Raw genomic sequence first — 25,404 nt, forward strand, 5'->3', positions numbered from 1 at the left:
GCACCGGCCGGGACCACCCCCGCACGCGCGGGGAGCACACGAACTGAACTGGGGCTTTACTACGCCGCGCCCCTGATCTCGGTAACTAGCTTTGAATCCGGCACAACTCGCTGAAGCCGCCCGTCAGTCAGCGCATCGCGGGTCCGAGCTCCTACACCCCCACCCCCGTCTTCACCCCCGCCCCGCACAACGGCACCACCGTGCTCGGTCCCCGGGCCTCCTCCCGTACCGCGGCCCAGCAGGCGACGCCGGTCGTCTCCACGTAGAAGCCGCGGGCCGCGAGGTCGCGTTGGGCGGTGCGGATCTGGGGTTCGGTCACCGTGCGGAATTCGCCGCCGGACTCCCGTACCGCGCGGAGGATCTGGCGGGCCCGCGGTGGACGCGGGATGGCGATGCCCTCGGCGAGGGTGGGGGACGCGGGGGTGTCGTCGAGGAGGTCGTCGGCGCCCTCCTGCCAGGCGCGGGCGAGGGGGGCCACCGCCGCGGACTGGACGGCGATCAGGCGGGGGCGGCGGGGGAGCAGGCCCGCGGTGTGGAGTTCGGTGAGGGCCAGGGCGGCGCCCAGGAGGAGGGTGCCGTTGCCGACCGGGACCACGAGGCGCTCGGGGAGGTGGCCGCCGAGGTCCTCCCAGAGTTCGTGGACGTAGGTCTTGGTGCCGTGCAGGAAGTACGGGTTGTGGACGTGGCTGGCGTAGAAGGTGCCGGGGGCGTCCGCCGCCGCGCGGGCCGCGAGGGCGGTGGCCTGGCGGTCGCCGTCGACGGTTTCCAGCCGTGCGCCGTGGGCGGCGATCTGCTCCAGCTTCTTCGCGGAGGTCGCGGCGGGGACGTACACCGTGCAGGGCAGTCCGGCCCGGGCGCAGTACGCGGCGATGGCGGTACCGGCGTTGCCGCTGCTGTCGGCGAGGACGCGTTCCGGGCCGAGGCGGCGGGCGAGTTCGGCGAGCAGGACGGCGCCGCGGTCCTTGAAGGAGAGGGTGGGCATCAGGAAGTCGAGCTTGGCCGAAACCGTGTCGGTGAGCGCCACCAGCGGGGTCCGGCCCTCGCCGAGGGAGACCGCGGGCGCGGCGAGCGGCAGCGTTTCCGCGTACCGCCAGAGGGAGTTGACCCTGCCGGTGAGGGCGTCGAGGCCCGCGGGCCTGCCGTGGAAGTCGAGGTCGAGCGGTCCGCGGCAGCGCGGGCAGCACCAGTCGAGGGAGGCCGCCGGCACCCGGGTTCCGTCCACCGGGCAGACCGAGTCGGGCAGCGGGCCGGGCAGGGCGCCGGGCCCTCGGCCGGGCGGAGGCGGCGAGGGCAGTCGGCCGGAAGCGGCGGGTGCGGGGGGATCGGCCGCGGACGGTGAATTGCTCATGAGGGGAGGCTAGGCCGCACGCCCGCACCTGTCCCGGCGCGGCTCCCGCGTCCGCACTCCTCCTCCGGCTCCCGCGTCCGCACTCCTCCTCCGGCTCCCGCGTCCGTGCTCCTCCTCCGGCTCCCGCACACTTCCCCCGGGCTCCCGCGCTCTTCCTCCGGGCCGCCGCACTCCTCGTCCGGCTCCGCTCCCGACCGGCAGCCGCCTGAAACGGAGGCGTCGCGGGGGCGAGGCGCGTGCGCGGCCCCGCGCCCGTCCCGCACGGGGCGCTGTCGGCGGCTCGGCATACGATGCGGGCTGCCGGAACCGCGCAGGCGGCGGCGCACCATGACCCCGCACCAGGAGCCAGCACCCCGTGGACATACCGCCCCCGCCCGGCCCCCAGCAGCCCCCGCCGGGCGGCGCCCCGCAGCAGCCCTCGCCGGGCGGCGCCCCGCAGCCGGGTCCGTACCAGCCCTACGAGACGTACCCGGGGGCGTACACGCAGCCGGGCGGCTATCCCGGCGGTCCGGCCGGGCACCCGTACCAGGCCTGGCCCGGCGGGTACCAGCCGTATGTCCAGCCGCCGGTCAACGGGCTCGCCATCGCCTCGCTCGTGCTCGGCATCCTGTGCTTCGTGCCCGGACTCGGCCTGGTGCTCGGCGCGGTGGGGCTCTCCCAGATCAGCCGGCGGGGCGAGCGCGGCCGGGGCATGGCGGTCGCCGGGATCGTGATGTCCTCGCTCGGGCTGATGGTGCTCGCGCTCGGCCTGTTCGGCTTCCTGGTGGGGGACGACCGGGACGGCGGCGGGAGCGCGGGCGGCGGCCCCGGCGGCGAGGAGGTCACCTTCTCGCTGGACGTCGGCGAGTGCTTCGACAGCCAGGGCCGCTCCCTCGAAGGGCTCGCCTACGACGTGGACCGGGTGCCCTGCTCCGGGGCGCACGACGGCGAGGTCTTCGCCAACTTCACGCTGCCCGGAGGCCCTTGGCCCGGCGAGAAGCGCCTCGACGCGACCGCCGACGACAAGTGCTTCGCCCTGCGCCGCGGTTACGCGATGGACAGCTGGGCGCTGCCCGCGGACAGTGATGTCTACCACTTCACGCCGAGCCGGGAGAGCTGGGACTACGGCGACCGCGAGATCACCTGCCTGTTCGGCAACTCCGACGCCACCGGGCGGCTCACCGGCCCGCTGCGCAACGACGAGGGCAGCCTCGACGCCGACCAGACCGCCTATCTGAAGGCGCTCCGGGCGACCGAGGAGGCCCTGGAGAACCCTCCGGCGGAGGAGTACGTCGAGGACGACCTGCCCGGCCACCGGCGCTGGGCCCGCGCGGTCGCCTCCGCCCTCGGCGACCAGGAGCGCGCCCTGCGGGACCACCGCTGGCCGAGCCGGTCCGCCGGGGCGATCGCCGCCGAGCTGCGCGCCGTCAAGGCCGCCCGCACCCAGTGGGCCAAGGCGGCCGGGGCCACCGACGCGGACACCTTCTACGAGGCCTACGGTGCCGCCGACGAGGCCTACGCCGACCGCGAGCAGATCCCCGCGCGCAAGGCCCTCGGCCTGACCACCACCCCGCCCGAGCGGGAGGACGGCGGCGAGGGCGACGGGGGCGGCTCCGGTGGTACGGGCGGCTCGGGTTCCGGCTCCGGCGGGGCGGGCACCGCGATCTGAGCGCCGGGCAGGTGTTCGAGGTGCCGTCCGCGGGGCGGTTCCGGTCCGGGCCGGTGTAGGAAGGCCGGGCGCTGGACAGTGATCAACTCGGCGCGCGCTGCCGCCCGTTGGGGACGGTCCAGGAGGAAGGTCCTTTACCGGTCGCAAGAGGTCCGGGGAAAGGCATGTCATCACATCGAGTGATTCCCAGGCCTTGACTTGCGGTCAACAACCCACGGTTGTCAGTCTGTTGCCGTCTGTTAAACGGAGGGGAGTGGCCAGTGGTATTCGGTGGGCAGCCGGCGTATCTCCGCGTCGCGGGTGATCTGCGCAAGAAGATCGTCGATGGCTCACTGCCGCCGCACACCCGACTCCCCTCGCAGGCGCGAATCCGCGAGGAGTACGGGGTCTCGGACACCGTCGCCCTGGAGGCGCGCAAGGTCCTGATGGCCGAGGGTCTCGTGGAGGGCCGCTCCGGCTCGGGGACGTACGTCCGCGAGCGACCGGTGCCGCGCCGGGTCGCGCGCTCCGGGTACCGGCCCGCGGGCGGCGCCACCTCCTTCCGCCAGGAGCAGGCCGAGGACGGTGCCTACGGCAGCTGGGAGTCGCGCAGCGAGCAGGTGCCGGCCGGGGCCGCCGTCGCGCAGCGGCTCGGCATCGAGGCGGGGGAGCGCGTGATGTGCACCAGCTACCTCTACCGAGACGCGGGCGAGGCCATGATGCTCTCCACCTCCTGGGAGCCGCTCGCGCTCACCGGCCGCACCCCGGTGATGCTGCCCGAGGAGGGCCCGCTCGGCGGGATGGGTGTGGTCGAGCGGATGGCCGCCATCGACGTGATCGTGGACAACGTCACCGAGGAGGTCGGCGCCCGCCCCGGTCTCGCCGAGGAACTCCTCGCCCTCGGCGGTGTGCCCGGCCATGTGGTCCTGGTGATCCAGCGGACGTACTACGCCTCCGGCCGGCCGGTGGAGACGGCCGATGTCGTCGTCCCGGCCGACCGCTACCAGATCGCGTACCACCTGCCGGTGCGCTGACGGTCCACGGGCCGGTCCACGGGCCGGTCCACGGATCACCTTCTGTGCGCGGCCTGCCGTGTGCGGACCGTCTGCGCGCCGACCGCCTGCATGCCAACCATCTGCACGACGACTGTTTGCAAGCCGACTGTTTGCGTATCTGTTCGCGCGTCGGCTGTCTGCACGCCGAGGCCTCCGCTCGCCGGGTGCTGTCCTGACCGGCCCGGGACCGGGACCGGACGGGTCCTCGGTGCATCCCCGAGGCCCGTCCGGTGCATTTCGGACTGATCCGGTGGCTGTGTCCCGCGCCGGGTCCTATGGGAGTCGGTGCCGGATCCGCGGAGTCCGGCGGAAGGGGCGGAGTCGCCGTTCCGTCCCAGCGTGTGGTGCCTCCGTCCCAGCGTGTGGCGTCCGCGGCCGTGCTCGGCCGGAGGGTCCCCCGGTGCGCCGGGTGTGGGCCTCGCGCGCCTCTCGGGGGGCGCGAGGCCGCGTGTGCGCCCCCTCGGGAGGTGCAGGTCAGGGGCGAAAACTGTCCGGAAGCGTACCTCTTCGTAAAAAGCCGTATCCGTACAGTGAAGGCCGGGCGTAGGGTCAGGCATATGCGGGATGCGGTTTCCGCTGGGGGCGGAGCCGGGTCGCGCACCGGGGGACGTGCAGGGGGAAGGGACGCGTGATGAGTGAAGGTACGGCCACACTCACCTGGGTCGTGGTGCGCCAGGACGACAACGGCAACCGGTACCGGGTGGCCCGCTATGCGACCGAGGCGGAGGCGCAGCGCGTCGCCGAGCGCCTCGGCTCCCGCGGTCACCAGCAGCTCTACTGGGTCGAGTCGACCACCGGCGGCGCCTGAGCGGTCGCGGGCGGCGGGGTGCCCGGCGGCTGTCCGGCGGCCGGCCCGGCTCCCGTAGGCTCCCCCGCATGACCGCACCCATCCTGGTCGTCGGCGCCGCGCTCTGCGACGGCGGACGCCTGCTCGCCGCCCGCCGCAGCGCCCCGCCCGAGCTGGCCGGAGGCTGGGAGCTGCCCGGCGGCAAGGTCGAGCCGGGGGAGTCGCCCGAGCAGGCGCTCGTCCGCGAGCTGCGCGAGGAGCTGGGCGTCGAGACCGAGGCGCTCACCCGGGTCCCCGGTACCTTCCCGCTCAGGCCGGGATACGTCCTGGAGGTCTGGACGGCCCGCCTGTGCGCGGGCGAGCCCCGGCCGCTCGAGGATCACGACGCGCTGCGCTGGCTGACCCCCGGCGAGATCTGGTCGGTCGACTGGCTCGATGTCGACCGCCCCGCCGTCACCGCGGTGCTGCACCACCTGGCCGGGGAGTGGCTCCCCGCACCGTGAGTCCCACGGTCTCCCCGGGTTTCCCTGAGTCTCCCCGCGTCTCCCTGTTCCCTGCGTTTCCAGGGGGCTCCGCGGGACTCCGTACGACCCGGCGAGACGCCTACGCGGCGTCACCGCGCCTGCGCCATTCGTGCCGAGAGGTCCCCGTGACCCGGTAACGGGAACCGTACAGGGGGTATGGGCCTCTTATCCGTTATGGAGGAATTGCCCCTTCTGCTGGTCTGTTGGTCTGGGAAGTGGTCGGCTTGATCGACACCGAGAGCACGTGCGCCGAGTGGAGCTTCCCGGCGGACCCGACGGCGGTGCGCACCGCCCGGCTCCGCGTCCGGCAGCAGCTTCACGACTGGGGTCTCGAAGGCCTCGCCGACCTCGCTGAACTGCTGGTCAGCGAACTGGTCACCAACTCGCTCTGCTACGCCTCCGCCCCCATCGGCGTACGGTTGATGCGTCCCGCCACAGCGCCGGGCGCCCTGCTCGTGGAGGTCTCGGACCCGCTTCCCGACCCGCCGTGCGAGCGGAGCGCGGACCCGGGGGACGAGCACGGCCGCGGCATCCAGCTGGTGGCACGTGCCTCCCGGCGCTGGGGGATCCGGCAGGCAGGCACCGGCAAGACCGTGTGGTTCGAGCTGGCCCCACCGGGACAGAAGACAGGCGAGTAGCGGTCCGGACGGTACCGATTGCGTCGAGACCGTGCTGTGATCGTGTACGCCGTGTCGCCGGGAGCCCGGGTGCTGGATACTTCGGGATGCCGGTTCCGGTGGTGGACACGGTGAGCTGGAGGGGACGGTTCGCGTGAGCGAGACACCGGCGAAGGCCTCGGTCTCCGAGGGGCCCTCGCGAGGCAATGCCATGTGGCACCACACCACGCCCGGCTCCATGTACGAGTACATCCAGGTCGCGTCCTTCTCGATCGGCCCGGACGGGCTCGTGGAGCAGTGGAGTTCGCGCGCGGAGGAGCTCTTCGGCGTGCCCGCCGCCGACATCCTGGGCAAGGACCCGGTCGAGGAGTTCGTCCCCGAGCACCTGCGCCCGCGCGGCCACCGCAAGATGGCGGAGATCCTCGACGGCCGCGAGTGGACCGGGATCGTCCCCTTCCACGCGCCGGTGCGCCCGGGCCAGGCCGCCAAGGACGGCATCGCCGAGATCTATGTGATGCCCACCGGCACCGCCGCCGGGGAGCAGGCCGCCGTCTGCATCGTCGTGGACGTCCGCACCCTGCGCCGTATCGAGAGCGACCTCGCCGCCTCCCAGGCCATCTTCGGCGACTCCCCCTTCGGCTTCCTGCTCTTCGGCACCGACCTGCGGGTGCAGCGCGCCAACGAGCGCCTCGCCGCCGCCTTCGGCGGGAGCCTGGACACCCACCGCGGCCGCACCGTCCACGACTACCTGCCGCCCAACGAGGCCGACCGCGTCACCGCCGTGCTCCAGCGCGTCCTGGACACCGGGGAGTCCGTCACCGACATGCAGATCGTCGGTACACCGCCCGGTTCCGACGAGCGCCGCCACTGGTCGATCAACCTCTACCGGGTGCACAGCCCCTCCGGCCGCCCGCTCGGCGTCGCCGGACTCGGCGTGGACGTCACCCGCCGCCACGCCGCCGCCCGCGAGGCCGCGCACGCCCGGCGCAACCTCGCCCTGCTCAACGAGGCCGGCGCCCGGATCGGCAACTCCCTCGACCTGGAGACCACCGCCCGCGAACTCCTCGACGTGACGGTGCCCGGCTTCTGCGACGTCGCCACCGTCGACCTCTACCAGGGGCTGCTGCTCGGCGACGAGAACCCGCACGGCGGCGGCTCGGGCAGCCGGTCCGGCACCGCCGGTGCCGAGATGCGCCGGGTGGGCTTCGCCAGCGCGGTCTCGGACGCCCCGCTCACCGGCGGGCCCACGCCCGTCGCCGTCGGCGCCGTGCACCGCTACGCCCCGGACTCGCCCTGCGCCGAGGCCCTGCGCAGCGCCCGGCCCCAGCTCGTACCGGCCCAGGGGCCCGGCCTCGTACAGTCGACCCTGGTGGTGCCGATGGTCGCGCACGACACCGTGGTCGGCCTCGCCCAGTTCGCCCGGGCCAAGGGCAGCGAGCCCTTCGGCGAACGCGACCGCGCGCTCGCCGTCGAACTGGCCGCCCGCGCCGCCGTCTGCATCGACAACGCCCGCCTCTACCGGCGCGAACACGAGCGCGCGCTCATCCTCCAGCGCTCCCTGCTGCCGCCCGGCGACCCCGAGGCCGCCGGTCTCGACATCGCCTGCCGCTATCTGCCGGGCACCGCCGCCACCGAGGTCGGCGGCGACTGGTTCGACGTCATCGAACTCCCCGGCCACCGCACCGCCCTGGTGGTCGGCGACGTCATGGGCCGCGGACTGCGCGCCGCCGTCGCCATGGGCGAACTGCGCACCGCCGTACGGACCCTGGCCCTGCTCGACCTGGAACCGGCCGAGGTGCTCACCGCCCTGGACGAGACCGCCCGCGGACTCGGCACCCCCGGCGGGCCCTCCGCCGCCTTCGGCCCCGGCAGCGGGGCCCGCAAGTCCGGCCGCCGCGGCGCCCGCGGCGCCCAGGACGAGAACCTCTCCGAGGTCTACCTCGCCACCTGCGTCTACGCCGTCTACGACTCGGTCACCCGGCGCTGCACCTTCGCCAACGCCGGGCACCTGCCCCCGGTCCTCGTCGACCCCGCGGAGGAGCGGGCCGTCATGCTCGACGTACCGCCCGGGCTGCCGCTCGGCGTCGGCGACGAGCCCTTCGAGGACGTGGAGATAGAACTGCCGGAGGGCGCCGTGCTCGCCCTCTACACCGACGGACTCGTCGAGTCCCGGGACCACCCCCTCGACGAGGGACTCGAAGCCCTCCGCGCCTCCCTCGACGTGCCGGTGCCCCCGCCCGGCGGCGAGGAGAAGGCCGGGCAGCCGCCCGCCGCCTCCGGGACGCCCGCCCGCTCCCTGGAGGACCTCTGCGACCACGTCCTGGAGTCCCTCGACACCCACCACGGGGAGGACGACATCGCCCTGCTCATGGCGCGGGTGCAGGGGCTGCCCGCCGAGTCGGTGGGGGACTGGGCGCTGCCCCGCGAGCCGCGCAGCGTGGGCCGCGCCCGGGAGCTGGCCCGCACCCAGCTGGAGTCCTGGGACCTCGAACTCCTCGTCGACACCACCGAGTTGCTGGTGAGCGAGCTGGTCACCAACGCGCTGCGCTACGGCGAGGGCGACATCCGGCTGCGGCTGCTGCTCGACCGCACCCTGGTCTGCGAGGTCTGGGACGGCGGCCTGGTTCAGCCGCGCAGGCGCCGGGCCCGGGACACCGACGAGGGCGGCCGTGGCCTCCAGCTCGTCGGCCTGCTCAGCACGGGCTGGGGCTCGCGCCGCACCCCCCGCGGCAAGACCGTCTGGTTCGAACTCGACCTGCCGAAGAACGGCGGCGGCACCACGGACCCGACCGAGGCACTGCTCAGCCTGTTCTGACCGCGGGCTGTTCCGATCGCGGGTCGTTCTGACCGCGGGTCGTTCTGACTACGGGCCCTTCTGACTACGGGCCCTTCTGACCACGGGGCTGCTGCCTGCCCGGCTTCTTCCCTCGCCCGCCCGCGCCCCCGCCGCCCGTGCCCCCGCGCCCCGGGTTCGGCCGCCCGGGTGGCCTTCGCCGGGTGCGGCGCCGTGGCTCCCACTCGCCCCCGGGGCGCTCGCCTTCAGTGGGGGATCACGTCTGATCAGCTGCTGATTCCCCCGAACGGGAGCAGTCCCGCACCAGCTCTCCGGCCCCCGGGCCGGCGGGCGAGCCCCGGAGGTCCACAGATGTCGCACGAAGGCGCCGGCCGGCGCTCGGTGATGCGTTCGGTCGCGTTTCTGACGACGGGTGTCCTCGCGGTGCCCGCCCTCGCCGCCTGCAGTTCCGAGGAGAAGGAGGCGCCGCCCACCGCGCGCCAGGACCTCGGCTCCGCCTCCCGGGCGAAGCTCGCCGACGGCGCCACCGCGCGCTGGGCGGTCGACGCCCTGCCCAAGACCCTCAACGCCTACCAGTCCGACGCCGACGAGGCGACCTCCCGGGTGGCCGGGGCCGTACTGCCCTCGATGTTCCGCCTCGACGCGCAGGGGCGGCCCGCCCGGGACGCCGACTTCCTGGAGTCCGCCAAGGTCGTCGAGACCGACCCCCAGGTCGTCCTCTACAAGCTCGACCAGCGGGCGGTGTGGAGCGACGGCCGGGAGATCGGCGCCGCCGACTTCGTGGCCCAGTGGCACGCCCTCTCCGGGAAGAACAGCGCGTACTGGACCGCGCGCAACGCGGGCTACAACCGCATCGCCAAGATCGAGCGCGGCGACAACGACCTCCAGGTCCGGGTCACCTTCAAGAAGAAGTACGCGGACTGGCGCTCGCTCTTCTCGCCGCTCTACCCGAAGCAGGTGATGGGCAGCCCGGACGCCTTCAACGAGGACGCCCGCAAGGCCCTGAAGATCACCGCGGGCCCCTTCGCCCCCGAGCAGCGCAAGAAGGGCGCCAAGGCCTCCGAGGACCGGCTGACGCTGGTGCGCAACCCGCGCTGGTGGGGCGAGCGCGCCAAGCTCGACAAGCTGGTGCTGCGCGCGGTCCCGGCCGCTCGGCGCCTCGACGCCCTGCGCAAGGGCGAGATCGACATCGCCGCCCTCGAACCCGGCGACGCCCGGCGGATCTCCGGCGCCGCCGAGGGCCAGGCCGCCGGTGGCGCCCCCGCGGCGGGCCCCGGCGCGGCCCGCGGACCGGCCCAGGCGCTGCGCTCCTGGGCGGTGGTCCACGGCTCCGACGAACAGGCCGCGGACAAGGAGAAGGAGGTCCGGGCGAAGGCCGAACGCGCCCGGCAGGCCTTCGCCGAGGAGCAGCAGGGCCTCGGCCGCTACGAGATCCGCAAGTCCCTGGAACCCGCCTTCACCCAGCTCGCCCTGAACGGCGCCTCAGGACCGCTCACCGACGACCGGGTGCGCCGGGCCGTCGCCCGCGCGATCGACCGGGGGCGGATCGCCCGCTCGGTGCTCGGCCCGCTCGGACTGCCCGCGAAGCCGGTGGGCAGCCACCTCGCGCTCGCCGGTCAGCTCGGCTACGCGGACGGCAGCGGTGCCCTCGGCGCCCAGGACACCGACGAGGCGCAGGCACTGCTCGCCGACGCCGGATGGGTGCCCGGCGGGCCGCTGCGCAAGGGCGGCAAGAAGGACGAGGAGACCGACGCCCGCGCGGACACCGGGACCGAGAAGGGCACGAAGGACACGAAGAAGAGCGAGGCCGAGGCCCCCGGCTCGGACGGCGGGGACGAGGGGAAGAAGACCGCGAGGCCCAGCGGTGAGGCGGGCGCCCCGGACGACGGCAAGGCCGCCCAGGACAAGCCGCACTCCCAGCCCGGCGGTGCACCCGGCGCCTACGCCCCCAAGGGCACCGCGGCCCCCGGCGGCTCGACGGCCGGGCTGCTCGCCAAGGACGGCAAGGCGCTCACCCTCCGCTTCGTCCTGCCCTCCGGGCCCGGCTCCCGGTCGCTGCGCGAGGTCGGGGCGGACATCTCGAAGATGCTCGGCCGGATCGGCATCCGTACCCAGCTGGTGAAGGTCGCCGACGAGGACTACTTCAAGGACCACATCGCCGCCGGTGAGTACGACATGGCGCTCTACTCCTGGCCCGCCACCGCCTTCCCGGCCACCGACGCCCGGCCGATCTACGCGAAGCCGGTCCCGGCGGCCGACGGCTCGCTCAATGTCGAGCAGAACTACACCCGGGTCGGCACCGACTACATCGACCAGCTCTTCGACAAGGCGACCACCGAGCTGGACTCCGGCGACGTGGCGGGCCTGATGCGCAAGGCCGACGCCCGCATCTGGGCCGCCGCCGGATCGCTCCCGCTCTACCAGCGCCCCCAGCTCGTCGCGGTGCGCAAGGACCTCGCGAACGTCGGCGCCTACGGCTTCGAGTCCCCGCGGTACGAGGACATCGGCTTCCTGAAGTCCGCGGGTCACGGCGGTCCGGCCGCCCACCGGGGTACGCCGGGCGCCGGTGAGCCGGGGAAGGACCAGGACCGCGCGAAGGAGGACGAGAGCGCCGGGTCCGGCAAGGAGAAGGCCGCCGACAAGGAGAAGGCCACCGGCGGCGAGAAGGACTCCGGCCGGGAGTCGGGGAAGCCCTCCGCCGAGCCCTCCGCCGAGGAGAAGGGCGGCACGGGGCCGGACAAGAAGTCGGGGAAGCCCTCCGCCGAGGAGTCCCCCAAGGCCTCGGACAAGGAGTCCGGCGCGGCCGACGGCCGGGAGTCGGACAAGGAGTGAAGGTTTGGCGCCCTGATGGGGAACTTGTGGCGAGGGCGGGCGGGGGCCTTGCCGCCGGGCGGCCCGGGCGGGCAGTCTCCTGACTGCCCCGTGATCCCCGGGCCCGCCGACCCCCTCGGGCCCTGCCGACCCGGCCTCTTGTCCCTGCGCAGCGACCCCGTGCACCGCCCCCGACCCCGTCCCCGAGACCCCGACATCCCGGCGCCTCCCCGGCGCCCTGCACCGCCCCGCGGCGGTGCCCGAGAGCACCGTCCCCCCGGCGCCCCGACCGGTCCGCCGGGGGCTCCGCCTGCCCCGCGGAGGCCGGTGCCCGCAGCGCCCCGTACGATGGGGTGAGGCCGTGGCGTGTCCAGCCCGGCAGGGCCGCGTACGGATCTGTACGCGCAGCCGTCCACTCATCCCGGGAGAAGCGCCGCACGTTATGGCTGCAACTGTTGAGCGTCACGACATCCGCAATGTCGCCATCGTCGCCCATGTCGACCATGGCAAGACCACCCTCGTCGACGCCATGCTGAAGCAGGCCGGCGCCTTCGCGGCCCACCAGCTCGAGTCGGTCGACGACCGGGTCATGGACTCGAACGACCTGGAGCGTGAGAAGGGCATCACGATCCTCGCCAAGAACACGGCGGTGAAGTACCACCCCAAGGCGGGCGGCGACCCGATCACCATCAACATCATCGACACCCCCGGCCACGCCGACTTCGGCGGTGAGGTCGAGCGCGGCCTGTCGATGGTGGACGCCGTGGTCCTCCTGGTCGACGCCTCCGAGGGCCCGCTGCCGCAGACCCGCTTCGTGCTGCGCAAGGCGCTCCAGGCCCGGCTGCCCGTCATCCTGTGCATCAACAAGACGGACCGCCCGGACTCGCGTATCGACGAGGTCGTCAACGAGGCCTACGACCTCTTCCTCGACCTGGACGCCGACGAGGACCAGATCGAGTTCCCGATCGTCTACGCCTGCGCGCGCGACGGCGTCGCCTCGCTGACCAAGCCGGAGGACGGCACCGTCCCGGCCGACAGCGACAGCCTGGAACCTTTCTTCACCACGCTCCTGGAGAGCGTCCCGGCTCCCTCCTACGAGGAGGGCGCCCCGCTCCAGGCGCATGTGACCAACCTGGACGCGGACAACTTCCTCGGCCGTATCGCGCTGCTCCGCGTCGAGCAGGGCGAGCTGCGCAAGGGCCAGACCGTCGCCTGGATCAAGCGGGACGGCACCATCGCCAACGTCCGCATCAGCGAGCTGATGATGACCGAGGCGCTCACCCGCAAGCCCGCGGAGATGGCGGGCCCCGGTGACATCTGCGCGGTCGCCGGTATCCCGGACATCATGATCGGCGAGACCCTCGCCGACCCCGAGAACCCGGTCGCGCTGCCGCTGATCACGGTCGACGAGCCCGCGATCTCCATGGTCATCGGCACCAACACCTCGCCGCTGGTCGGCCGCGGCGGCACCGGAAAGGGCGCGGACGCCAAGTCCGCCGTCAAGGACCGCAAGGTCACCGCCCGCCAGGTGAAGGACCGCCTCGACCGCGAGCTGGTCGGCAATGTCTCGCTGCGGGTCCTGGACACCGAGCGCCCCGACGCCTGGGAGGTGCAGGGCCGCGGTGAGCTGGCGCTCGCCATCCTGGTGGAGACCATGCGCCGGGAGGGCTTCGAGCTGACCATCGGCAAGCCGCAGGTGGTCACCAAGGAGATCGACGGCAAGGTGCACGAGCCGGTCGAGCGCATGACGATCGACGTGCCCGAGGAGCACATGGGCGCGGTCACGCAGCTGATGGGCGTCCGCAAGGGCCGGATGGACAACATGTCCAACCACGGCTCCGGCTGGGTGCGCATGGAGTTCGTGGTGCCCTCGCGCGGCCTGATCGGCTTCCGTACGGAGTTCCTCACCAGCACCCGCGGCACCGGCATCGGGCACTCGATCCACGAGGGGCACGAGCCGTGGTTCGGCACCCTGACGACCCGGAACAACGGCTCGCTGGTGGCGGACCGTTCGGGCGCGGTGACCGCCTTCGCGATGACCAACCTGCAGGAGCGCGGGGTGCTCTTCACCGAGCCCGGCACCGAGGTCTACGAGGGCATGATCGTCGGCGAGAACTCCCGCTCGGACGACATGGACGTGAACATCACCAAGGAGAAGAAGCTCACCAACATGCGCTCCTCCACGGCCGATGTCGCGGAGTCGATCGTGCCGCCGCGCAAGCTCTCCCTGGAGCAGTCCCTGGAGTTCTGCCGCGACGACGAGTGCGTCGAGGTCACCCCGGAGGCCGTCCGCATCCGCAAGGTGAACCTGGACGCCCGCGAGCGCGCCCGCGCCGCCTCCCGCGCCAAGCACGGCTGAGGCGCCGCAGGCGGCCTCTGGGCGGCTCTCAACTGCCCCTGGCCGCCCGCCACTTGAGCCTCAGGACCGGGCCCGTATCCCCTGCCGCACGGGGGATACGGGCCCGGTCCGGTTTTCCCAAAGTTTTGCCGGATACTTTTCGGGATCGTGACGCACCGCTGTAACAAGCTGCTGTCAGGATGCTGTTCTACGCGCGGAGCTCATTGGATACCCTCCAGGGGCGAGCCCACGATGTGCGGGTGCCGAGCGCACGCGTGCACGGTCTTCGGCGCGGCCCCGGACGAGCGGTCCGGCGGGCCCCGGAGGGGGCGTCATGCCGGGGCGCCCGGCGCAAGCGAATTCTCTGGTCCAAGGGTCCGTTATGCGGACGTTGTTGACCGATAGATAGGTAACAAGTCCGTTTCGCGAGCATCTATCTAGGATCGCTTTGTCCGGATTTCGGAAGAAGTGAGGGAGAGGTGTGATCGAATCGAGACCAAAAGACGGTGGTCGGGCAGAACCCCATGGCTGATAGTTGTCCGCGTAGAGCTCGGGTCAATGGGTTTACGCGCTGTGGGGAGCGCGGGCTCACGAGCACACTGGGGCACACGGACTTGGCCGTCAGGGGTGGCGGTGAATCCTCCTGTGCCCTCCTTCGTAGTGGACGAGTGGACTCATGAGGAGGACCCCATGCGCGGTGCCACACGCACCAGATGGGTCGCGTCACCCCAGATGCACGCCATCCGGGCCCACGGGCCCAGCGCTGCGGCCGGTGAACTGAGGAGCGGTGTCTCCGGCCGGACCGGCATCCCCCTGTAGTAGCCCAGACCTGCATGCCGGGCCGGAAGCCCGCACTCGTGCTCTCCGGCCGCCCGGCGCCGTACTCCCGTACCCAGGCGGTGTTCGTGGAGACCGTGCGACGGCCAGCTGTCAGGCGAAGTCCCCGTCCGGGGGCGCCGCTTCGGCTGTCGGCCACCGATACCTGTGAAATGGACGAATCATGACGAGTCCAATCGAGATCAAGGGCACCGAGACCCCTGTCTTGGACAAGGCCCCCGATCCGAAGGCCGCTCCGGAGGAGAAGAAGCTGGAAGGGCGCTCGCCCGGCCAGCTGATGTGGCGCCGCTTCAAGCGGGACAAGGCCGGCGTCATATCGGCCTGCATAGTCGTCTTCTTCTTCGTGGTCGCCGCGGCCGCTCCCTTGATCGCGAAGGTGTACGGCAAGAACCCGTACACCCTCTACGCGCAGGACGACCCGACGCTCTTCGACGAGTTCAACTTCCCTGCCGGGGCCAACGGCGGTATCTCCGGGGACTTCTGGTTCGGCATCGAGCCCAAGCTCGGCCGCGACGTCTTCACCCAGCTCATCTACGGCATGCGGACCTCGCTGTACACGGCCCTGCTCGCCACCCTGCTCATGGTGCTCACCGGTGTCCTCATCGGCATCGTCGGCGGCTACATGGGCGGCAAGGTCGACTACTGGCTCGGCCGGATCACCGACTTCCTGCTCGCCTTCCCGAGCCAGCTCTTCTTCGTGGCCTCGATGCCGGTCATCACGACCATCTTCGTCGCCCCGGACGAGGCCACCCCGACCTACGTCAAGGCCTGCGCCATCATGGGCGTGCTCTGGTTCCTCGGCTGGATGGGCCTCGCCCGGCTGATCCGCGCCGTGACCCTCTCCCTGCGTGAGCGGGAGTTCGTCGAGGCGGCGAAGGTCGCGGGCGCCTCCCCCTGGCGGATCATCCGCAAGGAACTGCTGCCCAACCTGGTCACGCCGATCCTGGTCCAGGGCACCTACATGCTTCCCAGCACCATCCTCTCGGTCGCCTTCCTCTCGTTCGTGGGCGTCGGCTACGACGCGACCACCCCGGACTGGGGGCGCATGTTCGCCACCGGCTCCGACATCTACGAGCAGGACCCGACCTTCATGCTCTTCCCGGGTGTCGCCATGGTCGTCTTCGTCGTGGCGTTCAACCTCCTCGGTGACTCCGTACGGGATGCCTTCGATCCCAAGACGGGGCGCTGACCCCCACACGAGGGGGGCCGCTGCCACACCCGGGCGCCGGCTGACACCGGATGTGCCAGGCAGCACCCATCACTACTCACAGGCAGGTGGACTGAACTCCATGAGCATCTTCCGATCACGCTCGGCTCAGGCCGCGGTCGTGGCGGTGACCGCGGGCGCCCTTGCGCTCACCGGTTGCGGCGGCGGCAGCGGCAAGTCCAAGGACAACAGCAAGCAGAAGAAGGACGCCGCGGCCCAGGCGGTCTCCGTCCAGCTCGGCGACGCGAAGGCGTCCACCGGGCCGGCCGAGCCGGTTCCCGGCGCGAAGCCCGGCGGCACCATGAAGGTGTACAACGCCACCGACTTCTCGCACCTCGACCCGGGCCAGATCTACGTCTCCGACGCGGGCATGCTCGGCAAGCTCCTCTTCCGTGGTCTGACCACGAACAAGGAGAACGAGAAGGGCAACCAGACCGTCGTCGGCGACCTCGCCACGGACTCCGGTACCACCACGGACGGCGGCAAGACCTGGAAGTACACGCTCAAGGACGGCGTCAAGGACGAGAAGGGCCACGTCATCGACTCGGCCGACGTCCGCCACACCATCGAGCGGATGTACGACACGTACATCACCGACGGCCCGAGCTACATCCAGCAGTGGCTGTCCGGTTCGGGCACCAGCTACCGCAAGGCCTACGCGGGTCCCTCGAAGGGCAAGCACCTGCCCGACTCGGTCCTGGAGACCCCGGACAAGAAGACCGTCATCTTCAAGTTCAAGGAGGCCAAGCCGGACCTCCCGCAGGCGCTGGCGATGGTCGGCTACAACATCGTGCCCAAGGCCACGGACACGAAGAAGAAGTACGACAAGGCCCCGGTCGCGCTCGGTCCGTACAAGATCGCGGACTACAAGCCGGGCAAGAGCATGAAGCTCGTCAAGAACCCGAACTGGGACCCGAAGACCGACGCCATGCGCCACGCGTACGTCGACGGCTTCGACATCGAGTTCAACCACAACGACGACGACCAGACCAAGACCATCCTCGCCGACCGCGGTGAGGCCAAGGACGCGGTCATGTTCACCGGTCAGGTCTCCACCACGCAGCTGCGCAAGGTCCTCGGCGACTCCGCGGCCATGAAGCGCACCATCCAGGGCTACGCCCCGTACGTGTGGCAGCTGAACTTCAACCTGGACCGGGTGAAGGACAAGAAGCTGCGTGACGCCATCTCCTACGCGATGCCCGCCGACGCGGTCTTCAAGGCCGACGGTGGCGCCTACGGCGGTGAGGTCGCGAACAACCTGCTCTCGCCGACCACCCCGGGCTACGACGACGCCTTCGACCCGTTCAACCGGAAGTCGAAGCCGAACGGCGACATCGCCAAGGCCAAGAAGCTCGTCGAAGAGGCCGGCGCCAAGGGCAAGAAGGTCGTCTTCGCGCACGGCAGCGAGCAGAACCGCCAGGAGCAGGCCGTCCTCATCGAGAACGCCCTGAAGAAGATCGGTCTGAGCCCGCAGAAGAAGCAGATCGACTCCGCGACCTTCTACGAGCAGGTCGGCAAGGTCAAGAACGACTACGACATCTACCTGACCGGCTGGGGCCAGGACTGGGCCTCCGCCAGCACGGTGATCCCGCCGGTGTACGACGGCACCCAGATCCAGGACGGTGCCTCGAACTACTCGCACATCAACGACAAGCACGTGAACGCGGAGATCGTGCGGATCCAGAAGATCACCGACCCCAAGGACGCCGCCAAGGCGTGGGGTGAGCTGAACGAGTACATCATCACGAAGGTCAACCCGGCCTCCCCGGTGTACAACTCGAAGGTCTTCCAGATCGCCGGTTCCAACGTCGGTGGCCTGCGCTACTCGACCACCACCAGCTACACCGACGTCACCCGGGTGTACCTGAAGAAGTAAGGACCGGGTCCCGGGGGCGTGTGCGCGGCGGAGCGCACGCCCCCGGGACCGGACCTGCCACTCCCCTCGATCCGCCGCCGTCCTGAGAGCAGCGATCTGCCATGCTTCGATTTCTTCTTCGCCGGACGCTCGGCGCCAGCCTGATCCTCTTGTTGATCAGCGCCTTCACGTTCTTCATGTTCTTCGCCATCCCCCAGGACCCGGCGATGCTGGCGTGCGGCAAGAACTGCACACCGGACGCGCTGGCGATCATCCACAAGAACCTGGGCCTCGACGATCCGGTACCGGTGCAGTACTGGAACTTCCTGATCGGCATCTTCCAGGGCCGCGACTTCGCGGTCGGCCACTGCTCGGCCCCCTGCTTCGGCGTCTCCTTCCGTACCGACGAGATGGTCTGGGACACGATCGTCGACCGCTTCCCGACCACGCTCTCGCTGACCATCGGCGGACTCGTCGTCTTCCTCTTCGTCGGACTCGGCACCGGTCTGCTCGCCGCCGCGAAGCGCGGCACCTGGCTGGACAAGGGCTTCTCCTCCGCCTCGCTGGTCCTCAGCTCGATGCAGATCTACTTCCTCGGCCCGGTCTGCCTCGGCCTGTTCGTCTACAGCACCGGCTGGCTGGACAAGCCCAAGTACGTGCCCTTCACCGACGACGCGGCGGCATGGTTCATGGGCCTGCTGATCCCCTGGGTCGTGATGTCGGTGATCTTCACCGCCAACTACACCCGTATGTCGCGCTCGACGATGATCGAGCAGCTCCAGGAGGAGCACGTACGGGCCGCCAGAGCCAAGGGCATGCCCAAGCGGTACGTCTTCTTCCGCTACGCCTGGCGGGGCTCGCTGATCCCGATCGTCACCATCCTCGGCATGGACATCTCCGCCCTGCTCGGCGGCGGCATGGTCACCGAACTCACCTTCGGGCTCTCCGGGATCGGACGCCTCGCGATCGACTCCGTCAACTTCAAGGACCTCCCGCTGACCATGGGCGTCATGCTCGTCAGCGCGGCCTTCATCATCGTCTGCAACATCATCGTGGACGCGCTCTACGCCGTGATCGACCCGCGCGTGCGCCTGTCCTAGGAGACCGACCGTGACCACACTCACCAAGACCGAGGGCTCCCCGGCCACGACGGGGTCGGACTCCTTCCTCTCCGTGCGCGACCTCTTCGTCCACTTCACCACCGAGGACGGCATCGTCAAGGCCGTCGACGGGCTCTCCTTCGACCTGGAGCGCGGCCAGACGCTGGGCATCGTCGGCGAGTCCGGCTCCGGCAAGTCCGTGACCAACCTGTCCATCCTCGGACTGCACAACAAGAAGTCGACCAGCATCGACGGCGAGATCCTGCTCGACGGCAAGGAACTGGTCAACGCCACCGAGTCGGAGATGGAACGGCTCCGCGGCAACAAGATGGCGATGATCTTCCAGGACTCGCTGACCGCGCTCTCGCCGTACTACACGGTCGGCCGGCAGATCTCCGAGCCCTTCCGCAAACACACCGGCGCGAGCAAGAAGGAGGCCCGCGACCGCGCCATCGAGATGCTGACCAAGGTCGGCATCCCGCACGCCAAGCAGCGGGTCGACGACTATCCGCACCAGTTCTCCGGCGGTATGCGCCAGCGCGCCATGATCGCCATGTCGCTGGTCTGCAACCCCTCGCTGCTCATCGCGGACGAGCCGACCACCGCGCTCGACGTCACCGTGCAGGCGCAGATCCTCGACCTGCTCAAGGACCTCCAGCAGGAGTTCGGCTCCGCGATCGTCATGATCACGCACGACCTGGGCGTCGTCGCCAACATGGCCGACGACATCCTGGTGATGTACGCGGGCCGCGCCGTGGAGCGCGGTTCGGTGCGCGAGGTCCTCAAGGCCCCGCAGCACCCGTACACCTGGGGTCTGCTCGGCTCGATGCCGCGGCTCTCCGGCGACGTGGACGAACCGCTGCTGCCCATCCCCGGCTCGCCGCCCTCGCTGCTCAACCCGCCCACCGGCTGCGCCTTCCACCCGCGCTGCGCCTTCACCGACAAGGTGCCGGGCGACGCCTGTGCGACGGAACGCCCCGTCCTGCCGACCGGACGCGCGGCCGCCTGCCACCTGTCGGCGGAGCAGAAGCAGCAGGTGTACATCGAGACGATTCAGCCCCGGCTGGGCTGACCGACCAGCGACTGGGGACGAGGACCATGACCGAGAAATCCACCACACCGACGGCGGTCGCCGCCACGGTGCCCGAGCCGCGCGACGCCGCGGAGTCCGGTACGCCGCTGATGAGCGTCCGCGGCCTGAAGAAGCACTTCCCGATCAAGGGCGGCTTCCCGATCAAGCGCACCGTCGGCGCCGTCAAGGCCGTCGACGGGCTCGACTTCGACGTGTTCGCGGGCGAGAGCCTCGGCCTCGTCGGCGAGTCGGGCTGCGGGAAGTCGACCACCGGCCGCCTGCTCACCCGGCTCCACGAGCCGAGCGCGGGCACCATCTCCTACCGCGGCAAGGACATCTCCAAGGCCAACCGCCGGCAGATGGCGCCGATCCGGTCCGAGATCCAGATGATCTTCCAGGACCCGTACGCCTCGCTGAACCCGCGGCAGACGGTCGGCAAGATCATCTCCGGGCCGATGGAGATCAACGACATCGACCCGCCCGGCGGCCGCGAGGCCCGGGTCCGCGAGCTCCTGGAGATCGTCGGCCTCAACCCGGAGCACTACAACCGCTTCCCGCACGAGTTCTCCGGCGGTCAGCGCCAGCGCATCGGGGTGGCCCGCGCGGTCGCCCTCCAGCCGAAGCTGATCATCGCGGACGAGCCGGTGTCCGCGCTGGACGTCTCCATCCAGGCGCAGGTCGTGAACCTGCTCCAGGAGGTCCAGCGGGAGATGGGCATCGCCTTCGTCTTCATCGCCCACGACCTCGCGGTGGTACGCCACTTCTCGCAGCGCGTCGCGGTGATGTACCTGGGCAAGATCGTGGAGATCGCCGACCGGGACTCGCTCTACACCCGCCCGCGCCACCCGTACACGCACGCGCTGCTCTCGGCCGTGCCGGACGCGGACATCGACGCGGACAAGAAGGAGCGCATCCGCCTGGAGGGCGACGTGCCCTCGCCGATCTCGCCGCCGTCCGGCTGCCGCTTCCGCACCCGCTGCTGGAAGGCCCAGGACAAGTGCGCGACCGAGGAGCCCCCGCTGGTGCACATCGAGGGCAACCGCCAGGGCCACCTGACGGCCTGCCATTTCCCCGAGGACCCCACGGTCGAGCGGGACAAGGAGATCGTCATGGACCCGGCGCTGGCCGCCCTGGAGGAGGCCCACCAGGCCGCCGCCGAGGGCCAGGAGACCGGTAAGTCCCAGGGCTGAACGGGCCCCCGCCCGCCCCGAAGGGCCCGTGGAAGGCATCCGCCTGCCACGGGCCCTTCGGCGTGCGCGCGCCCGTGAGCAGGCCCTTGTGTCCCGCCGAGATCCTTCTGAAGCAGACCCTAAAGATTCCCGAAGCGCTTCCGAAGGGGCATACCGCACAGTGATCGGTGTCCCTGTGGGCCCACTGGTGACGGCAGGCCCCGAGGAGGATCGATGGACGACCGCGACCGGCTGCGCCTGGTGATCCTCGTCGGCGCCACCAGGCAGGGGCGCTTCGGCCTGACCGCCGCGGAGTGGCTGGCCGCGCACGCCCGTTCCGGGGCGGACTTCGAGGTCGACGTGATCGACCTCGCCACGGCCTGGCTGCCGGATCTGGCGACCGCGGACACGGTCGTCTCCCGGCCCTCCGCGGTGCGCGACCTCGCACCCTGGCTGGACGCCGCGGACGCCTTCGCCGTGGTGACGACGGAGTACCGGCACAGCTATCCGGCCTCGCTGAAGAACACGATCGACTGGTACGACCGGGAGTGGCAGGCGAAACCCGTCGCCTTCCTGTCCTTCGGGGGCGCCTCGGGCGGGCACTGCGCGGTCTCCCAGTTGCGGCAGGTCTTCGCCGAGGTGGACGCCGTGACGGTGCGGGAGACGGTCAGCTTCCCGGAGTGTCCGGGCGAGGACCACGCGGGCGGACAGGCCCTCGACCCCGCCGAGGGCCGCGAGGGCGCCCTGCACATGCTGGACCGGCTCGGCTGGTGGGCCCGCGCCCTGCGGGAGGCACGCGCACGCGAACCGTACGAGAGCACGAAGCACTCCGGATTGGAGGACTGAGAGCTTGTCCACGCCAACTGCCGCCACGACCAGCGCCCTGGGGATCCACCCGCGTCTGCCCGGGTGTACGGCCGCCGTTCCGCCGAGCGCCCGGCCGCCCCGGGGCACGGCCGCCGGGACCATGGCCCCGGGCGACCGGGGGAGCGGCTGACCGAGGTGCCGCCACCGGGTCCGCGGAGCACGCCGGACCCGGCTGAGGCGCGGGCACCCCGCACGCCCGGCGAGAAGAGCGCACCGGAGCCGCGGGCACTCCCCGGCACCTCCGGCGGCGGGAACGGGGCCCGGCCCCCTCCCGCGGCGTCCGGCGGCGGTCCCGCTCCCGCGCCGGGCGGCGGCCTGCCGCGCGAGTCCCGGTCGCCCGACCGAAGGGAGCGGTCCACCGCGCCGGACGACGCCGTCCGGCACGTACCCGAAAGCGCACCAACCGACCATCGGCACTCGCCCCGTCCGGGCGCGAGGGCCTCGTCCGGCTGAGACACTTCATGGGGGATGACGTGGAATTCAGAGTTCTTGGTCCGCTGGCCGCTACCGCGGGGGGACGCAGCCTGCCGCTGGGGGGATTCAAGCAGCGCGCCGTACTCGGCCTCCTGCTGCTCCGCGCGAACCGGGTGGTGGCGACGAGCGAGCTGCTGACCGCCCTGTGGCCCGAGGAGCAGCGCCCGGCCACCGCGCGGAAGATCGTGCAGAACGCGGTCTGGGGCCTGCGGGCACTGCTCGCGGGCCCGGCCCAGGGTCCCGCGGCGGCCGAACTGCTCACCCAGACACCGGGATACGTGCTGCGGGTGGACCCCGACCGGATCGATGTGCACCGCTTCCACCGGCGGGTGGCCGAGGGCCGCCGCCGGATCGGCGCCGGCGACTTCGGCGAGGCCGCCCGGTTCCTGGCGCAGGCGCTCGGCGAGTGGCACGGCCCCGCCCTCTCCGACCTCGCGGAGGAGGGCATCGACTGGCCGGAGCTGACCGCCCTGCGCCAGCTGCGCCTGGACGTGCTGGAGGACCGCTTCGAGGCCGAACTCCGCAGCGGGCAGCACCATTCGATCCTCGGCGAACTCGTCTCGCTGGCCGACGAGGAGCCGCTGCGCGAGCGGCTGTGCGGCCAGCTGATGCTGGCCCTGTACCGCTGCGGGCGGCAGGCCGAGGCGCTGAGCGTCTTCAGCCGGGTGCGGCAGGCCCTCGTCGAGGAGTACGGCCTGGAGCCCTCGCGCGAGCTGCAGCTGCTCCAGCAGAACATCCTCACCCACGACGCCTCGCTCGCCCCCGGGGTGCCCCCGTCGCCGCCCGCGCCCGCGAGCGCCGGGACCTCGCAGCCGCAGGGCGGCGGGACCTCGCAGGCTCCGGCCCGGGAGGAGCGGGTGAACGGCACCGGACGGGCCGCCGCTCAGGCGGGGCCGCCGGAGGACGGCCCGGGCGGGGCGGGTGCCGAAGGAGCCTTGGCCGGTTTCCGAACGGCGGGCGCCGCGGCGGGTTTCCGTGCCGAGGCGGCGGATTCGCGCGCCGGGGGCGCGCGGGCGGGTTTCCGCGCGGAGGGGGGTCCGGTGGGTCCCCGTGCGGAGAGTGCTCCGGTGGATCCCCGCGCCGAGGGGGCCGCGGTGGATCCCCGCGCCGAGCGGGCTCCGGTGGATCTCCGTACCGAGCGGGCTCAGGCAGGTTTCCACGACGAGGGCGGCCCCGAGGGCTTCCGTACGGGGAGTGCTCCCGCGGATTCCCGTATCGGCGCCGCCCCCGCCGATTCTCGTACGGAAGACTTACCCGCGGGTTCCCGTACGGAAGACTTCCTTGCGGGTTCCCGTACCGAAGACTTCCCTGCGGATTCCCGTGGCGAAGGCGCTCCGACGACCGGTGCCCGAGCCGAGGGGGGCGCCTCCGGCACGGTGGCCGCCCGCACGGTGGCCGGGCAGCAGGGGACCGGCCCGCGGCAGGAGACCGGCCCGCAGTCGGCCGCGCGTCCCGGGAGCCTCCCGGGCCCGTCCGCCGCCCTGCGGGACCGGCCGCCCACGGCCCGGGGGAGCGTGCCCGCCGGGGCCGCGGCCGGGGAGGGCGCCCGGGGACCGGCGGCCGAACGGCGCGCGGTCGCGGTGCTGTTGGTGCGGGCGCGGGCCGCCGCCGTCCCGGCGAAGTCGCCGGGGGAGGCGGCGGGGCCGCTCTCGCCGCACGAGACGGTACGCGCGGTCGCCTCCTGCGTACGGGAGTTCGGCGGCACCATGGCGGGCTCGGTCGGCCATGTCTGCGTGGCCCTCTTCGGCCCGGACCGGGCCGCCTCCTCGCTGGACGCCCTCCGCGCCTCGCTCGCCGTACGGGAGCGGCTCGCGGCCTTCCCCGGTGCCACCTGCCACCTGGTGGTGACCGCGGGGGACGCGGTGGTCCGGATCGACGCCCGGCACCCGGCGCGGGGCGCCTCCGTCTCGGGGCGCCTGGTCGACCAGGCCCGCGCACTGCTCACCGAGGTGCCGCAGGGCGAGATCCATCTCTGCGGGGAGGCGGCCCGCGCCGCGCTCGGGCCGACCCGGCACACCGTGCTCACGCACCCGGTGGGGCGGGACGGGGTGCTGCGCCTCGACGGCATGTATCCGCTGGGCGGCATGCCGGCGCCGCGGCGCGCCGAGCCCTCCCGGCACTCCTTCGAACTCACCCTGCTCCAGAGCCTGTTGGAGCGTTCACGCCGCCACGCGGCGCCGCATCTGGTCACCCTGCTCGGCGACCCGGGCGCCGGCAAGACCCGGTTCCTCGTGGAGCTGGCGCAGAGCATCGCCGCCGAGCCGCTGCTCGTGGTCCGCCTCGGCCCCACCGCCCCGGGCGCCCGCGCGGGGGACAGCGGCGCCGTCCTCGCCCCGGCCCCCGACGGCTCCTCCGACTACCGGCTGCACGAGGCCGTACGGCGGGTCGCGGGCCGGGGCGAGACCGCCGAGCGGCTGCTGACGCGACTGCGTTTCCCGTACGGCGGTACCGGCGCCCGCGGCGGCATCTCCCGCGAACTCGTGGACGCCTGGTGCGGTTCGCTGCTGCTGCTCGCCCGGGAGCAGCCGGTGGTGGTCTTCCTGGACGACGCGCATGGGGTGCCCGACGCCGTCCTGGACAGCGTGGAGCGGCTGGCGGCGACGGCCCGGGACGTACCGCTGTTCCTGGTCGTCTCGGCCCGCCCCGAGCTCTTGGAGCGGCGCCCCCTGTGGGGCTGCGGGCTGCGGCACGGCGTCACCCTGACCCTGGAGCCCGCCCGGGGCCGGGGGCCCGACGGGGAACTGACCCTGACCGCCCGGGACCCGGAGGTCACCCGGGCCTGAGAGCGGCGCCCGCAAGGGGACTCGGGGCGCCCGCCGAGGCCCTGCGGCTCCGCACCTGGCCCAGGACGGGGGCTGCCGTGAGACGGCGGCCCCCGTCCCGCTGTGCCGGGGCGGGGATCCGCCGGGAGAGCGGCAACGG

General features: G+C 72.2%; 16 protein-coding genes. 15 read left to right on the plus strand and 1 reads right to left on the minus strand.

Annotated features, from left to right (window positions below):
* Window positions 1-151: 151 nt before the first annotated feature.
* Window positions 152-1,348, minus strand: a complete 1,197-nt coding sequence (locus HFV08_RS01480; RefSeq protein WP_168534988.1) for a threonine synthase — start codon at window positions 1,346-1,348, stop codon at window positions 152-154.
* Between the two features lie 355 nt (window positions 1,349-1,703).
* Here HFV08_RS01480 and HFV08_RS01485 point away from each other — a divergent pair, with 355 nt between their 5' ends.
* The 15 genes from HFV08_RS01485 to HFV08_RS01555 all read left to right on the plus strand — a co-directional run bounded on the left by HFV08_RS01485 (window position 1,704) and on the right by HFV08_RS01555 (window position 25,265).
* Window positions 1,704-2,996 carry a DUF4190 domain-containing protein gene (locus HFV08_RS01485; protein ID WP_168534990.1) on the plus strand — a complete coding sequence of 431 codons (1,293 nt, stop codon included), beginning with the start codon at window positions 1,704-1,706 and terminating at the stop codon, window positions 2,994-2,996.
* Window positions 2,997-3,256: 260 nt separating this feature from the next.
* Window positions 3,257-4,009, plus strand: coding sequence for a GntR family transcriptional regulator (locus tag HFV08_RS01490; protein ID WP_168534992.1), 753 nt, complete (start codon window positions 3,257-3,259; stop codon window positions 4,007-4,009).
* 652 nt (window positions 4,010-4,661) lie between these two features.
* Window positions 4,662-4,838, plus strand: a complete 177-nt coding sequence (locus HFV08_RS01495; protein WP_168534994.1) for an SPOR domain-containing protein — start codon at window positions 4,662-4,664, stop codon at window positions 4,836-4,838.
* Between the two features lie 68 nt (window positions 4,839-4,906).
* The gene (locus HFV08_RS01500) at window positions 4,907-5,320 is read left to right on the plus strand and encodes a (deoxy)nucleoside triphosphate pyrophosphohydrolase (RefSeq protein ID WP_168534996.1); all 414 of its coding nucleotides are present in this window, start codon (window positions 4,907-4,909) and stop codon (window positions 5,318-5,320) included.
* Window positions 5,321-5,556: 236 nt separating this feature from the next.
* A complete protein-coding gene (locus HFV08_RS01505) occupies window positions 5,557-5,979 on the plus strand; it encodes an ATP-binding protein (RefSeq protein ID WP_168535639.1) in 423 nt (140 codons plus the stop codon).
* 133 nt (window positions 5,980-6,112) lie between these two features.
* The gene (locus tag HFV08_RS01510) at window positions 6,113-8,773 is read left to right on the plus strand and encodes a SpoIIE family protein phosphatase (protein WP_168535001.1); all 2,661 of its coding nucleotides are present in this window, start codon (window positions 6,113-6,115) and stop codon (window positions 8,771-8,773) included.
* A gap of 330 nt (window positions 8,774-9,103) precedes the next feature.
* The gene (locus HFV08_RS01515; RefSeq protein WP_168535003.1) at window positions 9,104-11,584 is read left to right on the plus strand and encodes an ABC transporter substrate-binding protein; all 2,481 of its coding nucleotides are present in this window, start codon (window positions 9,104-9,106) and stop codon (window positions 11,582-11,584) included.
* A 421-nt stretch (window positions 11,585-12,005) separates the two neighbouring features.
* Entirely contained in the window at window positions 12,006-13,922 is a 1,917-nt protein-coding gene (gene typA / locus HFV08_RS01520; RefSeq protein WP_168535005.1) for a translational GTPase TypA, read from the plus strand.
* Window positions 13,923-14,901: 979 nt separating this feature from the next.
* Window positions 14,902-15,927: an ABC transporter permease gene (locus HFV08_RS01525; RefSeq protein ID WP_168535007.1), complete on the plus strand. Its 1,026-nt coding sequence runs from the start codon at window positions 14,902-14,904 to the stop codon at window positions 15,925-15,927.
* A 100-nt stretch (window positions 15,928-16,027) separates the two neighbouring features.
* Complete coding sequence (locus HFV08_RS01530) at window positions 16,028-17,821, plus strand: ABC transporter substrate-binding protein (RefSeq protein WP_168535009.1); 1,794 nt, start codon at window positions 16,028-16,030, stop codon at window positions 17,819-17,821.
* A 101-nt stretch (window positions 17,822-17,922) separates the two neighbouring features.
* Entirely contained in the window at window positions 17,923-18,900 is a 978-nt protein-coding gene (locus HFV08_RS01535; protein WP_168535011.1) for an ABC transporter permease, read from the plus strand.
* 10 nt (window positions 18,901-18,910) lie between these two features.
* A complete protein-coding gene (locus tag HFV08_RS01540; RefSeq protein ID WP_168535013.1) occupies window positions 18,911-19,972 on the plus strand; it encodes an ABC transporter ATP-binding protein in 1,062 nt (353 codons plus the stop codon).
* Between the two features lie 26 nt (window positions 19,973-19,998).
* On the plus strand, window positions 19,999-21,162 hold the full coding sequence (locus HFV08_RS01545) for an ABC transporter ATP-binding protein (protein ID WP_168535015.1): 1,164 nt from the start codon (window positions 19,999-20,001) through the stop codon (window positions 21,160-21,162).
* Between the two features lie 213 nt (window positions 21,163-21,375).
* Window positions 21,376-21,987, plus strand: a complete 612-nt coding sequence (locus tag HFV08_RS01550; RefSeq protein WP_040248758.1) for an NADPH-dependent FMN reductase — start codon at window positions 21,376-21,378, stop codon at window positions 21,985-21,987.
* 494 nt (window positions 21,988-22,481) lie between these two features.
* Complete coding sequence (locus HFV08_RS01555; protein WP_168535017.1) at window positions 22,482-25,265, plus strand: BTAD domain-containing putative transcriptional regulator; 2,784 nt, start codon at window positions 22,482-22,484, stop codon at window positions 25,263-25,265.
* The last annotated feature ends 139 nt before the right edge of the window (window positions 25,266-25,404 follow it).

The organism is Streptomyces physcomitrii (assembly GCF_012273655.1).
Classification (GTDB): domain Bacteria; phylum Actinomycetota; class Actinomycetes; order Streptomycetales; family Streptomycetaceae; genus Streptomyces; species Streptomyces physcomitrii.

Bases quoted from the DNA above. Each gene is read 5' to 3' on its own strand.
- typA (WP_168535005.1), top strand. From the start codon at position 12,006: ATGGCTGCAACTGTTGAGCGTCACGACATCCGCAATGTCGCCATCGTC.
- HFV08_RS01530 (WP_168535009.1), top strand. From the start codon at position 16,028: ATGAGCATCTTCCGATCACGCTCGGCTCAGGCCGCGGTCGTGGCGGTG.
- HFV08_RS01515 (WP_168535003.1), top strand. From the start codon at position 9,104: ATGTCGCACGAAGGCGCCGGCCGGCGCTCGGTGATGCGTTCGGTCGCG.
- HFV08_RS01545 (WP_168535015.1), top strand. From the start codon at position 19,999: ATGACCGAGAAATCCACCACACCGACGGCGGTCGCCGCCACGGTGCCC.
- HFV08_RS01525 (WP_168535007.1), top strand. From the start codon at position 14,902: ATGACGAGTCCAATCGAGATCAAGGGCACCGAGACCCCTGTCTTGGAC.
- HFV08_RS01550 (WP_040248758.1), top strand. From the start codon at position 21,376: ATGGACGACCGCGACCGGCTGCGCCTGGTGATCCTCGTCGGCGCCACC.
- HFV08_RS01500 (WP_168534996.1), top strand. From the start codon at position 4,907: ATGACCGCACCCATCCTGGTCGTCGGCGCCGCGCTCTGCGACGGCGGA.
- HFV08_RS01495 (WP_168534994.1), top strand. From the start codon at position 4,662: ATGAGTGAAGGTACGGCCACACTCACCTGGGTCGTGGTGCGCCAGGAC.
- HFV08_RS01480 (WP_168534988.1), bottom strand. From the start codon at position 1,348: ATGAGCAATTCACCGTCCGCGGCCGATCCCCCCGCACCCGCCGCTTCC.
- HFV08_RS01535 (WP_168535011.1), top strand. From the start codon at position 17,923: ATGCTTCGATTTCTTCTTCGCCGGACGCTCGGCGCCAGCCTGATCCTC.